General features: G+C 46.8%; 11 protein-coding genes. 3 read left to right on the top strand and 8 right to left on the bottom strand.

Annotation, left to right across the window (positions count from 1 at the left end; genetic code table 11):
• Positions 1-6: 6 nt before the first annotated feature.
• From GC098_RS25615 to GC098_RS25625, 3 genes are all read right to left on the bottom strand, one after another.
• Positions 7-882: a carbohydrate ABC transporter permease gene (locus tag GC098_RS25615; RefSeq protein WP_171646048.1), complete on the bottom strand. Its 876-nt coding sequence runs from the start codon at positions 880-882 to the stop codon at positions 7-9.
• A 49-nt stretch (positions 883-931) separates the two neighbouring features.
• Positions 932-1,882: an ABC transporter permease gene (locus tag GC098_RS25620; protein WP_029195739.1), complete on the bottom strand. Its 951-nt coding sequence runs from the start codon at positions 1,880-1,882 to the stop codon at positions 932-934.
• A 99-nt stretch (positions 1,883-1,981) separates the two neighbouring features.
• On the bottom strand, positions 1,982-3,511 hold the full coding sequence (locus GC098_RS25625) for an extracellular solute-binding protein (protein WP_171646049.1): 1,530 nt from the start codon (positions 3,509-3,511) through the stop codon (positions 1,982-1,984).
• A 566-nt stretch (positions 3,512-4,077) separates the two neighbouring features.
• Between GC098_RS25625 and GC098_RS25630 the strand changes: the two genes are divergently transcribed.
• A complete protein-coding gene (locus tag GC098_RS25630; RefSeq protein ID WP_171646050.1) occupies positions 4,078-5,814 on the top strand; it encodes an Imm51 family immunity protein in 1,737 nt (578 codons plus the stop codon).
• A gap of 713 nt (positions 5,815-6,527) precedes the next feature.
• Here GC098_RS25630 and GC098_RS25635 read toward each other — a convergent pair.
• A complete protein-coding gene (locus GC098_RS25635) occupies positions 6,528-8,051 on the bottom strand; it encodes an extracellular solute-binding protein (protein ID WP_171646051.1) in 1,524 nt (507 codons plus the stop codon).
• A gap of 154 nt (positions 8,052-8,205) precedes the next feature.
• On the opposite strand from GC098_RS25635, the gene GC098_RS25640 reads away from it, so the two are divergent.
• Complete coding sequence (locus GC098_RS25640; RefSeq protein WP_171646052.1) at positions 8,206-10,527, top strand: helix-turn-helix domain-containing protein; 2,322 nt, start codon at positions 8,206-8,208, stop codon at positions 10,525-10,527.
• A gap of 43 nt (positions 10,528-10,570) precedes the next feature.
• Here GC098_RS25640 and GC098_RS25645 read toward each other — a convergent pair whose 3' ends face one another.
• The 4 genes from GC098_RS25645 to GC098_RS25660 form a co-directional block, all read right to left on the bottom strand.
• Positions 10,571-10,855, bottom strand: a complete 285-nt coding sequence (locus tag GC098_RS25645) for a hypothetical protein (RefSeq protein WP_171646053.1) — start codon at positions 10,853-10,855, stop codon at positions 10,571-10,573.
• A gap of 26 nt (positions 10,856-10,881) precedes the next feature.
• The gene (locus tag GC098_RS25650; RefSeq protein ID WP_171646054.1) at positions 10,882-11,367 is read right to left on the bottom strand and encodes a hypothetical protein; all 486 of its coding nucleotides are present in this window, start codon (positions 11,365-11,367) and stop codon (positions 10,882-10,884) included.
• 267 nt (positions 11,368-11,634) lie between these two features.
• Positions 11,635-12,471 (bottom strand): sugar phosphate isomerase/epimerase family protein, encoded by an 837-nt coding sequence (locus tag GC098_RS25655; RefSeq protein WP_171646055.1) that lies wholly within the window; start codon positions 12,469-12,471, stop codon positions 11,635-11,637.
• 22 nt (positions 12,472-12,493) lie between these two features.
• On the bottom strand, positions 12,494-13,570 hold the full coding sequence (locus GC098_RS25660) for a Gfo/Idh/MocA family protein (RefSeq protein ID WP_171646056.1): 1,077 nt from the start codon (positions 13,568-13,570) through the stop codon (positions 12,494-12,496).
• Between the two features lie 122 nt (positions 13,571-13,692).
• On the opposite strand from GC098_RS25660, the gene GC098_RS25665 reads away from it, so the two are divergent.
• Positions 13,693-14,589 (top strand): AraC family transcriptional regulator, encoded by an 897-nt coding sequence (locus GC098_RS25665; RefSeq protein WP_171646057.1) that lies wholly within the window; start codon positions 13,693-13,695, stop codon positions 14,587-14,589.
• Positions 14,590-14,639: the final 50 nt, after the last annotated feature.

Below are 14,639 nucleotides of genomic sequence, written 5' to 3' on the forward strand. Positions count from 1 at the left end.
CCTTCCTTATCCCTTAATGGAGCCTATCATAGCCCCTTTAGCAAAGTGCTTTTGCAAGAACGGATACACACATAGGATCGGTAAAGTCGCAACGACGATAACAGCCATTTTAATCGATTGTGCAGGAGGCGGTGTGACGCTATCCAAATCAGCACTGACATCCATCCCGCTGGCCAGCACGACAATTTGTCTGAGGAGGACCTGAATCGGCCACTTCGCACTTTCATTCAGGTAAAGAATCGCGCTGAGGTAAGTGTTCCAATACGTCACAGCGTAAAATAACGAGATGGTTGCGATAGCCGGCATCGATAAGGGCAGAACAATTCGGAACAAAATGCCAAAGTCACTGCAGCCATCGATCTTGGCAGACTCTTCGAGTCCCTCTGGGATGTTTTGAAAGAAATTTTTCAAAATAATTAAGTTAAATGCACTAATCGCAGAAGGAAGAATCAACGACGCATAGCTATCGATCATCCCCAGTTCCTTCACAACCAGGAAGGTCGGAACCAATCCGCCGTGAAACAACATCGTAAATACAACAAGAAACATAATAACTTTTCTTCCATCCACGTCTTTACGAGACAATCCGTAAGCCATCAACGCTGTGATAAACATACTGATGATCGTTCCAGCAAGCGTGGTACCAATCGAAACGCCCATCGCTTTAAAAATCGTATTCGTCGAGAAAATGAATCGATAGGCCTCTAAACTCCAATCCGTCGGAATGATGACAAATTTCTTGGCAGCCATTTCCGCGCTTGTCGTAAACGACCCCGCTACAACGTGTACAAAGGGGATAAGCGTAATGAGACCAATGATCGTTAGTAACAAATAATTGATGATGCCAAACATTCTGCCGGCTAGCGTAGTATCTTCTACCATGGTAGAACCTCCTAAGAGTTTTGCTTTAGCAAAACTTACTTCGTAAGCATTAATAAACGCCCTCTTCGCCCATCTTCTTGGCAATTCGGTTAACTAACATAACCAGCACAAGCCCAATAAACGATTTGAACAATCCGATAGCAGCACTGTAACTGAACTGCCCTTGTTTTAACCCTGCCGTATATACATAAGTATCAATGATCTCCGCAACATTTCGGTTCATGGAGTTGAGAAGCAAGTAGACATGTTCAAAACCGAGTTCGAGAACCGCACCAATTTTCAAAATTAACAAAACAATGATGACACTTCGAATAGCGGGCAATGTAATATGCCACATTTGTCTAATCCGTCCTGCACCATCCATACGCGCAGCCTCATACAATCCAGGATCAATAGAAGCAATCGCTGCCAGATAAATAATCGTACCCCAACCCGCTTCTCTCCAAATGACTTGAAGAATATAGATCGGTCTGAACCATTCAGGAGCTAACAAGAAATTGATCTTTTCAAATCCGAAAAACTCAATAATATCATTGATAATTCCGCCATCCATCGTCAGCATAACGAAACTGATCGAGACGATAATAACCCAGGACATAAAGTGTGGCAGATAGACAATCGTTTGAAATACTTTTTTGAAAAGATCCCCTTTGACCTCATTCAGCATGAGCGCCAGAAGAATCGGAATCGGGAAATAAAACAAGAGATTCATGACAAATAAAATTAACGTATTGCTTAAAATAATCAAGAAATCCGGCTCTGTAAACAACCGCCGAAAATGCTCTAATCCAACCCATTCACTCCCGCTAATCCCTTTAAACGGTTTATAATTCTGAAACGAGATGATCAATCCGTACATGGGAATATATTTGAAAACTAGAAAGTATAAGACTCCAGGCAGCAGCATGACATAGATCCATTTGTTTTTCCAGAGTCGTCTACCCAGCTCACTGCTTTGTTTCCTAGCCACCACACGTTGTGCTACATTCACTTCCTGCATACGACTTCTTCCTTTCCGGCGATTCATTCATAACGAGAAGACTGCTGCAAGATCAGCAGCCTTCCCCGTCTTCAACCTGCATGATTCGCGACTATCTTATTATTTTTTATAAACAGCGTTGTATTCCTCGATAATTTTGCTGCCTCCACGACTCTTCCAATCTTCGATAGCCTTATCAAAACCAGCCTTATCAATCGTGCCATACATATATTTGTTCGTTGCATCTTTAATCACATCTTGAAGTTGGACGCCTTTCTCCTGATTCGTTTTCGAATCCAGAGCCGCTACCGGATCCTGCACAGCGAACTTCAGGTTGGCAATCTTGAGTTCATCCGCTTTACCTTGAGCAGGAATCGTAGGGATACCCAAGTATCTGCCGGAAGTATCTTCATCACCAATGGCCGCGTCCGTGAAAGGCTTGACTTCGCGCGTCCATTTCTCTTCATCCAGCTTCTTCGCTTTGTTGTCGATTACGCTGTAGTTAGCATCTTTAATGCCCCAGTTTGCAACGTTGGCAACTTCAGGCGTCATCATTTTGTCAAAGAATGCCAAAACTTTCTTTAGCTCAGCTTCTGTTTTCGTAGCGGATTTCGGGAACAGAACGACGTTCGCATAGCCAGGAAGAGCCCATGCTGCGAAATTACCGCTTGGCCCAGCGACCATACTGTGCACATCAACTACTGCTGTAGGCACGTTTTTGATCAAATCTTTATTAAGAGTCGAAACATCCGTCATGGCACCGATGTACATACCCGCTGTACCATTGGTGAACAGCTTCTGTTGATCCGTTTTACTTGTAGCTGCGAAGTCCTTATTGATAAGTCCACCATCACGCAGCTTCTTGTAGTAATCCATTGTCGCTACATATTCGGGGAACATGAACTCAGGCTGCAGCTTGCCATCTTTAATGCCCCAATTGTTCGGTACGCCTAACCAGGTGGCCACGGTCTTGAATGATCCGTAAATGAGATCGTTACGATCCGTTAAGCCGATGGTATCCTTTTTGCCGTTGCCGTCAGGATCATTTTCAGTGAACGCCTTCATCATGGCTACCAAATCTTCCGTTGTTGCAGGGGGCTTCAGTCCCAGCTTATCTGCCCAGTCTTTGCGATAGATGAGGCCTTGACGGGCAATGTCTACACCGCGATATAGCGTGTAAAGCTTGCCATCGACTTTCGTATTATCATTGGTCGTGGATTTCAATTTACTCAGGTTCGGGAAGTCCTTTAGCAATGGACCAATTTCCCAGAATTGTCCGTCACGAATGGCCGATTTCATTTGAATAAATGTCGCCTGGTTTTTCAGGTAAGTGACTTGCGGCAGTGCACCTGTAGCAAACGTTGTATTCAGCTTCTCCTCATACGTATCCGCTGGGAAAAATTGATACGTTAACTTCGTATTCGTTAACTTTTCGAGTTCTTTAATAATCGTATCGGGCGGCGTTTGCGCTGTGTTCAGCGGCGCCATAATCGTGATCGCCGTCGGTTTGTTATCTGCTGTTGCTTTAGGCGACTCTACCACACCAGTCGTAGCTGCAGGAGTTGACTTCCCCCCGTCTGAGCAAGCTGCCAGCGCAAAGCTGGAAACGAGCAGAACGCTAAGTGGAATCGAGACTAATTTTCTCTTCATATTGGTTAGACCTCCGCGAAATTGTTGTGTGCTACAAATTCCACACTACACGGCCGCAGGGAGGTACCGAAATAATCATTTACTCATCTAGCGTTGATTTGGCAAGGGATGTGAGATGATGATTATCGGTCGGGGAGATGATTATCGGGGGGCCTGAGGAACGAGTTTAGTGACGTTAGGCACTCTTCCTGCTACTTTAGCGATGTTTTTCATCGCTACACTCACTCGTGCGCGCTCATAAGCGACTTTAACGATGAAAAACATCGTCTCAGCCTAAACCGGGCTTCCCCTGTAGCCACACAGCTCCTCCGCCAGTTCACCAAAACGTAAAGAAAAACCGTCAGGAAAGATCTCCTGACGGTCCCTTTTTAGGCTTAACGCGCATCTGCAATTTTGTATTCATATCCTTGTTTCGATGCAGTTTTATCCAAACAGTTAGCCTCTTATGGTAAGGTTCACCGTAAACACTATAACGGCTAAAAAGGACGGTAAACATTTCCATTTACAGCCTTCTCTCTGGTAAAATAGAGAAAATCATATTTTCACTTGGGAGGCAGACGGCAACGATGGAACAAGAGCTAAGCGCACAGATAATGCAGTGGCACGAGGATAACGAACACCAGCAGATCGTAGACACTCTGATGAAGATTCCTCCAGCGGACAGGGATTACGACATGATCAGCAGCATGGGTCGGGCTTATAACAATCTGAGTTTGTATGAAAAAGCACTGGAACAGTTTGCTTTCATTGCTGAGCAGGGAAAGAATGATCCGTTGTGGTATTTTCGCGTAGGCTATTCCTATTATTATATGAAACGGTATGAGGAAGCGGCAGGTGTGCTAAGCACCGCGCTGGAGCTGGATCCTGGCGATCAGCATTCAGCCAGATTGCTAGACTGGAGCCATAGCAAATGGCAAAAACAACAAAAGGCTGAATCCCGGCGCACGCTCAGTAGACAACAGAAAGACCCGGGAGCGATCCTTTTTGAAGGTATGGATCTCGACAGTTTCTGGGAAGACAGTAACTATGCCAGAGAACAATATGTCTCTGATCCGCCTACGGATGAGCTGATTTCTTCTGTAGAAGAAGAACTCGGCTATAAGCTACCGGCAGCCTATATCGCTCTGATGAAGCATCAGAACGGTGGTGTTCCCCATAATACATCCTTTCCGACAGATCAAGCTACCTCTTGGGCTGAGGATCATATTGCTATAACTGGAATTATGGGGATCGGACGCGACAAAAGCTACTCTATCTGCGGTGATCTCGGCAGTCCGTTCATGATTGAAGAGTGGGGCTATCCGGATATCGGCGTGGTAATCTGTGACTGCCCTTCGGCAGGGCACGATGTCGTGATGCTGGATTACAGTCACTGTGGGAAGGATGGCGAACCTGAAATCATCCATGTCGATCAGGAAGATGATTACGAGATAACATTCCTGGCACCGGACTTCGAGACGTTCATCCGCGGTCTGGTGAATGATGGGGATTACGACACTTCTGAAGAAGATAAAGAGAACGATCTACGCAAAGTGGCTGAAGGAAAATTCTCTCCACTGCTCACGGAACTCTGCGGTCAAGCCTCTGAGGTGGACGGGCTGGAGTCCAAAATACGCAGCGTCTGTACCCGGATCGTCCAGGAGAAGACCCATTTCTCATTTCATGCGGATGAGCGATCTCATCTCATGTACGATGTGCAGTTCTGGCTATACACCAACGCTTACCCGACTACCAGCCGTCAGCAGTATCTGGATACCTATGATCAAATGATCGCTTTCGGCGGCGAATTCGGCCAAGGAGGGTACGCTCCCGGCTTCATCAGCGATTGGCTGGATGGGCGGATCGTGGAAGGCCTTATCGTTCAGGAGAACGGAGTTCTCCGCTTCACGGACGAGGCACGCAGTGCGGTGATAGCAAAGCTTTCAGCAGAAGCGGAAGCTGTACAGGCATTGGCAGCTGCAGGAGAAACGAAGGATGTGGCCCCCTTTATCCTCGTGGAACAGAATAATGGCGGCAAATCTGTCATTCTGACGGTCGGCTGCTATTTGGCCGAGCTATTCGACACCCGGGCGGACGAGGGGGTCGAAGGCAACGGTTACGATTGGGCCTCGCTGGCGGCGGTGTTCTTGAAAGAGCGGATGCCGGAGCTCGCGGATACGATTCATTTTGACCCGGAAGCAGATATGTTCTGTGCCTACTCGAGTAATGGAGCCGCTGTAGAACAGTTCGCATGGGCGTTCAAATCTGCCTGTGAGGATGAGGTGCTTATTCACGATCTGTTCACTCGCGCAGAGTTGGACTGAGCTAATGTTTAGGGGAATGTAATCCGGACCGAAACTGTAGAAAATCACGAGTCATACGCCGACGATCTAGCCGGCTGGCTTATTACAGAAAGCTCCCTACGTGCGATTCGGAGGGAGCTTTTCCTGGTGCCTACGATGATTGGAGGAATCGGTAAAAGATTCAAGTTCCCTCTCTAATCAGTTCCGGAGCATATTAACTTTTAATCGGTCTTGTTTATATTTTTTCTTAAGCATGCCAGAACCGATTCCCGCAACGACCATTAGGATCAACGGTCCAAAATTCCAAAGAAATTCCCCACCAAGCAATGTAACGTCCAGCCGAGTAACTTGATTCAGAAGGAGGACGCCTAGGTTGACGACAATCTCCCCTCATTTGCTCCATTGGATAAAATACAATCAAATCAGGCACATTCACCTTATTTGCCCGCTTTCATTGGAGTTACTCCAACAGAATGCTCTAAAACAAGCTCTTCTGAGCTAGTTTCCTCATATTCCACTGTATAAACCCAATGGAACTAACCCCAACCGCCGATGTCATGAGACATCACTGGATATAATCCAATCAAATCCCTCAAGTTGAGGTATTTCGACCTTTCTCCCAACTCAAATAAATAAGGGGTAAGCTTCGCTTACCCCAAAGCATATAAATTCTGTCAAAAAAACCGCCGCGCACCAGCGCCAGCGGTTTTCCAATCTTCCCATCTTCCCCAACCTCAACCTCGTTTACTATAAGCCTCGTTGTACTCTCTTATCATCTGGCTGCCGCCATTCCGTTTCCAGCGTTCAATCTCTTGCTGGAATGCGGCTTTGTCCAGTTTCCCCAAGATGTAATTGTACGTAGCGTCAGATACAATTTTGTACAGTTCGACGCCTCGCTCGTCGTAGGTCTTCGACTCCAGACCAACGGTCGGGTCTTTGACGACGTTTTTCTCGTTGTCCAAGCTCAGTCGGTCCGCGAGCTGCGACAAGGACTCGCTCTCCGAGACGCGCATGACCTTTGGATTGTTCAAATCCGCGATCATGAGTGCATACAGCGCATTCACTTCATTCACACGGAGCTTCGAGGTCTCTTCCGTGAGTTGAACCTGATCCCCTTTGGCTGTGTAATGGCGTCCCTCCAGCCCGTACTTCATCAAGTTAGCGACATCTTTATCCATCGAACGATCAAAGAATTGCAGCACCTGCTTCAATTCCGCTTCGGTACGAATCGCTTTTTTCGAGAACAGATAGAGCGCACTATAATTGGGAATCGACCAAATTTTAAAACCCATTGGGCCCTCGATATGGTTCACGAGCGTGAGCTTTGCCTTCGGGTTCATGAGCTGAGCCTCATCCGAAAGACGCTGCACATCCTGCATGCTGCCAATATAGACGCCCGCAATGCCACGAATGAGTTTATCCCTCTGAACTTCCTTACTGGTGACTGCAAAATCGGCATTGATCAGCTTCTCGTCATACAGCTTCTTCATATAGTTCATCGTGTCCACGTAGGCCTGGGTTTCGAACTCAGGTACTAGCTTCCCAGCGCCATCAGCCCCCCAGTTATTCGGAGTACCGAAATAAGAACTGATCGTTTTGAACGCACCAAAAACCAAATCATTCCGGTCGGTCAGACCGATGGTATCTACCTTCCCATTCAGATCGGGATCGCCGAACGTGAAAGCTTTCAATACCTGATACAGCTCATCCAGATTCGTCGGCTTAGCCAGCTTCAGATTGTTCAGCCAATCCTCACGAATAATAATGCCCTGCCGAGAGGAAGGCCGCTCAGTGTACAAGCCATAGATTTTGCCATCGACAGCTGCCTGTCCCAAAATCTCCTTGTTCAGCTGTTTCAGATTCGGGTACGCTTCCAAGTAAGGCCCGATATCCCAAAATGCACCGGAACGGATCGAATTTTTCATCAGCATGTAGTCCGTATATTTCACATAGGTTGCTTTTTTCAAAGAGTTTGTGGTGAGCGCGGTGTTCATTTTATCGGTATATATACCGTCCGGAACCCAGTTCAGATCAAGCTTCGTTTGTGTGCGATTCTCGATTTCCTGAACGAGTTCAGGGATGGGCGGATGCGGAAAATGCAGCGGTGCCATAATCGATATAACGGGACGATTACCGTTCACATCATCTGTCTTTTGAGAGCTGCTTTTCTGACAAGCACTGATCAAAGTAACCATCAAGAGTCCTATCAAAAGGAGACCAAAAACCTTGAAACCCTTGCCATATAAATTTGTTCTCATGAGAGATCCTCCCTTATAACAGCGGTGTTTATAGTCAGAATCAGAGAAAATGATTATCCGTCACTCAGATGATTATTGCTCTTAACGCCTGTCTTGACTACAATACATAGATAGTCTGAATGATCATCCTCAAGATAGATAGGTGTTGGATGCGATGCGCTCTTTAAGTTTTCTTAGCAAAATGACCATATTCGGGTTCCTGCTCAGCACGCTGCCGGTTATCTTCATCGGCGCTTTCGCCTTCGTCACCTCGTCGAGCGAAATTCAAAAGAATGTCAACGAAGGTAAAATGCAGCTAATCACCCAAATCAACTCCAATGTAGAGCAGAAATTAACGACTGTCAACCATACACTTAATCAGGTCATCAACTCTACCGTGCTCAAAAAGGCGATGGATATGCCTCTAACTGTAAACGATTTCATGATGTATGACGACCTGCGCAGCGAAATTCGATATATGCAATCTTTCGATACCAAGCTGGAAGATGTCATCTTGATCAATGCCAGGGAAAACTGGATGATTAAGAATTCGGGCTTATACCGCTATGACAGCTACCCTTATTACGATAAGCTTATGACCCTGATGAACACCCAAGAGAACAGCGTTTGGACGCTTAATCCATCCAAGTGGTTTTTCACGGAAGAAAATGCGCGAAGCGTTACCTGTGAGTACAGTATTTCTCTGGTTAAAAAGCTGCCCACCACCGGTCTGGAGAAATACGGCTTAGCTCTGGCTAACATTCCTGCCTGCAGTCTGCAGGATTTGATTCAAAGCGATCCCGAACATCTGGATGATATCCTGATTATCGATGAGCAGAATCGGATTCTCATGCACCCAGATGCAAGCCTCATCGGCAAATCCATCACCGAAGCTGGGCTTACAGATTTGAAACAGTTAGAGGCGCCAATGGGCCAGTTCTCAGCGGATATTAACGAGAAGCCTTATTCCGTCAGCTTCCTGCGTTCAAACCTCAACAACTGGACCTATTTATCCTTGACCTCCATCGACAGCTTGACGAAGGAATCCGGTAAAATCGGGATCTATACGATCTATGTATGCGTCCTGATGCTGCTCCTCTCCATGGTCCTAGCTTGGCTAGGTTCGCGCAAAATGTATTCGCCGATCCAGCTTCTTTTGAACCAAATCGGAGGGCTTGTGACCGTGAATCAGAAGCGGAAGGCCAACGAGTTCCAGATGATCAGTGAGCATGTCCATACCTTGTTCCAATCGAAGTCCCAACTGGAAAGAGAAGTCCACCAGCATATCGGCCAGGTAAGGACGTTTTTCTTAATCAAGGCTTTTCAAGGGCACATCAAACAGAGCGAGCTGCTGGAGAAATTGGCGCAATTCGGCTATAACAAGCACATTGAAGAGTGGAAAACGATGTCTGTGATCACGATGCAGATCGATTCTATCGACAATACGCGTTACGAAAAACGGGATATTGAGCTGCTGCTCTTCGCTGTGCACAATATGATCGAGGAGCTGATTCCTTCGCAGCAGCGCCTCGCTCCCATCATTATTGACCAAACCGTGGTCACCTTGATTGGTAGTGTCGATAGCGAAGAAGCTGCCTTTCGCAATACGTTATATGCATTAACCGAGCAGATGCAGCAGCATATCTATAGCTTTCTGAATCTCCACGTAAGCATTGGGATGAGTCTCCCAATTCAAGCCTTCTCGCAGATGTCGATTGCCTATCGGGAAGGTCTGGAGGCTTTGAAGCATCGCATCAAGCTGGGTGAGGGCATCATCATTCAATACGAAAATATTAACTCAGGGAAGCATTACTTGAATTTGAACTATCCGAAGCCGATCGAGAATGAATTGATTGATGCGATCAAGCTTGCCGAAAAGGATAAGTCCAAAGAGCTGCTGAAGCAGCTGCTGCAAGCAGTATTCGCAGCTCCGCTGACGCCGCAGGAGTATCAAATTCCACTGGCACGGCTGCTCAACAACCTGCTTATGGTGATGCAGGAATCCGGAATCAGCTTGAATCAGATTCATCCGAACAAAGGGTCCCTCTTCGAGGAGCTCCTGAATTTGCATATGACAGCCGAAATCGAGGACTGGTTCTGGACAGAGGTCATTCACCCGCTGATTCGCATTTATCGCGACCGGCAGGATGCCCAGTACCACAACATTTCCGAGAAGATTATTGATCTCGTGCAGCACTATTACGATACCGACCTGACGCTTGAGGAGTGCGCCTCCCGGCTGCATTATAACGCGAATTATTTGAGCAGTATTTTCCGCAAAGAAACGAACTGTTCGTTCAGTGACTACTTGTCGACCTACCGGTTCAACATGGCTAAGAAATGGCTGTCCGAAACCGATATGCCGATCAAAGATATTTCTTCCAAGCTGCGCTATAACAATTCGCAAAATTTCATCCGTTCGTTCCGCAAGCAAGAAGGATTAACCCCCGGCCAGTTTCGGGACAAAAAGAAAGAAGGCACGGCACCTAATCCATAGGTTCCTTGCCTTCTTTACTTGTTCTAATCCTAGCAACCAAAAGCTAGGTTGTTGGTTTGACCGCTGCTTTGAGTGCAGCACGATTATCCCATAGAAACGATACCACGCTGTTACGTTCCTCAAAGAACGATTCATTCTCATCTACATAGTCTTGGCCAACTCCATGAACGCTGAAACGATCATCCGAGTAGTTCATCAAAGTCCATTGTCCTCCGCGTTTGTTGTCAGCAAATACTAGGTATAGTTTCTCTCCTGAAGCGTCCCATTTGGCAAACGATGAAAAATTGTCCAAAATCTCACCAATGTCGTTTTTCTTTTTGATTTGCATGATCGTATCCTCTCTTTCATTTATTGTTAGGCAAGTTTACTCAAAAGCACTGTTTCTGTTGTTTCCGTTTCTGTTTCCTGAAGCTTGATTTTCCACGCCATTTTATGTTGTGAAACGGTTAAAAATATGTGCTTATAGCCTTCTGATATCGTCAAAACTGGTTTACCGTATACAAGTGACTGAGACAAATGGTAGGTTGATTGTTCCACAGCTTTCATAGTGTCACTCTGTTTCCGCAGAGTAATAAGCAGCTGCATACGACCAAACACCCTAAATTGGTTACAGCACTCTGTATGATCTACATCATACCAATCCATTTTTTCAACTTCTTGAACCGTAAAAACGTGGGAGTCCCCTAATTCATTTTCTAACGTAATTTCATTAAGCTGGATGTTGGTTTGGTCTAATCCGTATGCAACCTGTTCTAAGGCCTGCTTTTTCGTTTGGGCTTGAATGAGGTATGAAATGTTAGCATGGAAGGTTGCCTCTGCGATATAGTCTTCTTGTTCCATTTCCCCTTTGAATCTCCTTTAAATTCGTGATGTGTTGTGTCTATGGACAAGAAAATACTATAAGAAAATGGGTAAAAAGGTTGTCATTCCGTAGGGGTGGATTTTAGGAACCTTTGTCGAATTAATTTTTACTGGTATAAAAAGAAAAAGGACACGCCTAGAAGGTGGCCGTGAACACTTGCGCTAGCAAGCTTCTTCATCACGTCTATGCCATCCTCACTCAAGGCGAGCCCATCTTATTTAACCTTTACCTTCTATGTAACAAAATCAAATCCCAGCTGCCGCATACACTTTATCAAAACCGGCTTTGGAACGTTGAACTAAGCTCTCGGGGGATTCTGTCGGCGGCGTTGCCGTCAATATTTCCTGAGAGATAGCCCCCTTATAACCAATACGCTGCAGCCCTTGCAGGAAGCCTGCCAAGTCGATTACACCCTCACCTGGGTATAAACGTGCATTATCCAGCACTTCTTCCACGGGAACGTCTGGCGCGTCGTTGATGTGGACATGCACGATCTGCTCGGCGCGAAGCTTCTCAATATCGGCCACCGTTAGCCCATTCGTGTACCAATGGTACGCGTCGAACAATAAGCCTACATTGCTCTCACCAATGGCATCGATCCAATCCAACGTTTCATCCAGTGTCCAAATAAACGGATGCTTCCAGTGGGTACGCAGATGATGCGGACCCACGAACTCTAGTCCAAGACGGATGCCGTAGGCACCTAGGATTTGAGCACAAGTACGCAATCTGCGTGTAGCTAACGCCATGAAATGCGCAGCGCCCAAATCTGTTGAAGGTAACACATACGTGCAGCAGCTCGTACATCCAAGTGCAGCAGCAGCGGCTGCTGCTTGTGTCAGCTTCGGCAAGTCTGCACGGAAAGTCTCTTCCGATCCTCGCCATTCAACCGGCAAACCGATGGAACCAATGACGAGGCCATGTTTCTGAAGCATCTCACGTGCCCCATCTACACTGTAGCTCTCTACTAAACCAAGTGCGTCGATATCGACGGCTTGAAAGCCATATTTTGCCGCTAACTCTATGAATTGTTCGTTGCTTTCAAGCTTACCAAGTCCAGCCCCTGTTAATCCTCTAAGCATGTTCATCCCTCCAAGTGTGATGTTATTCGTTCCAGTTCAGCTTCACTTCATTCCCAGTTCGTGAAGATTCGTAAATGGCATCGAGAATTAAATTGTTCGTATAGCCGGAGAGTGCTGAAGTAATCGGTTGTTTGCCTTCGCGAATGCAATCTAGGAAATGAAGGCTGAGGCGCAGACGTTCACCCTCGTCATCATCCGGTTTCTTCAGATCGGTCTCGATCGCTTTGTTAAACTTCTCTGTTAACAGCTTACCGTTAGCTCCGCGATAGCTCGCTCCGCCTTCTGTTCCCATCAGGTGAACGAACGGTGTATTGTCCGTATCCATATGCACGGCCCAGCTTACTTCCAGCGTCAGCGTGCTGCCATCTTCCATGCGAATCAAAGCAGTAGCCAAATCTTCAACGTCGTACGTACCGTTCCAGTTCGGTGTACCCCATGTTCCGATTCCTTTGCGACGAGGCCCGAATTCGGCATACGTAGCGCCCGATACCGATACTGGCTTCGGATTCCCCATCAAGTAGAGGGCAAGATCCAGCATATGAACGCCAATATCAATCAGCGGGCCCCCGCCTGACTCCTCCATTTTCGTAAACCAAGTGCCCCAACCAGGAATACCCTTGCGGCGGAACCAACCTGTTTTCGCAGTATAAATTTTGCCTAACTCACCGGCATCGACCTGCTCCTTGATCTGAAGGGGCACGGATTCCCAGCGCATTTGGTGACCAATCATGACGACTTTATCTGATGCTTGACTGGCCTTGTAAATTTGTTTGGCCGCTTCCGCATTAATACCCATCGGCTTCTCAATCAGCACATGCTTGCCTGCTTCAATCGCTTGTACAGCAAGCGAAGCATGGTGCATATTAGGCACGCCGATAATAACAGCGTCTACATTCGCACTTTGTATAAGTTCTTCAGGGGTAGCTGGCACGTAAGCAATACCGTGTTCCTGCGCGCGTGCTTCCGCGAGTGGCAGATAGGCATCCGTAATCGCCGTAATTTCACATAAATTGGCCAGCTTCGAAAATTCACGAATGTGGACCCCGCCAATATTTCCCGCTCCAATAATACCTACTCTAATTTTGTTAACGCTTTCCACTGTTCGTTCCTCCTCATATGCACATCCTGTTCGATCTCCTTTTATGGTAAAATAAGTGCAGCAAGAAGTCGTACCGTTATTTCGGAAAACGTCCCATTTTTTCGAAGGAGATCAGCCTCACTATGACGTACTTTCCCGATTATCTTAAAACGTATCCCAATATGGATTCGTCTTTCCCTTTTCACTTCAGCAGGAATACGCTCGACCGTGGCTTTCGGGCACATCGCCATGATTACCTAGAGTTCTCTTATGTCGTCAATGGCCGAGGAACAGAATCCATAAATGATGTGAAACATACGATGACACCAGGCACTTTTACATTCGTACTGCCCTATCAGGTGCATGAAATTTTCACAGATCCGGGTGAGCATCTAGTCCTGTTCAACTGCTCTTTCAGTATGGACCTGCTAATGGAGCCAGGGAACGATCAAGGCTTGTCCGGCCTGTTTAATGATACGAATACCCTGCCAGGCTATGTCCAGCTGAGTGGGCAAGATCAACAGCAAATGAGTGCTCTCATTGAAGATATGTACAAAGAGTACAACGCAAACGAACGCTACAGGCAGACGCTGCTAAAAGCGAGACTGAAGGAAATTCTTGTTCGGTTCGATCGTTATCGTTGGAAACAAGCTGGACAGGCTGAAACTACGGACATCGCGCCGCTTTCAGGGGCTAAAACGAGTCCTTCCGTGTGGCCTATCATTCACTACATCCACCGTAACTATCAAGAGGATTTGGCCTTGTCTGACCTCGCGACACGGTTCACGATGAGTGTATCCCGCATCAGCGAGGTCATTAAACAAACGACCGGCCAAACGTTCGTTCATTTCCTGCACGATCTGCGTCTGCGCCATGCGTGCAGTCTACTTGTATCCACAGACATGAGCGTGACGGAGATTGCCTTGGAGGTCGGGTACGGTTCGTACAAGACATTTTCTCGCATTTTTCGAGAAAGCAAAGGCATCGTGCCGAAGGACTATCGCAAAGCCGAGTATGGTCGACGAGTGACACAAGGATAGACGACTGCCAGCGAAAGCCTGCTGAGAAGCCGAAAAAGGACTTCTCAGCA

This window comes from Paenibacillus phytorum (assembly GCF_013141715.1).
Classification (GTDB): domain Bacteria; phylum Bacillota; class Bacilli; order Paenibacillales; family NBRC-103111; genus Paenibacillus_E; species Paenibacillus_E phytorum.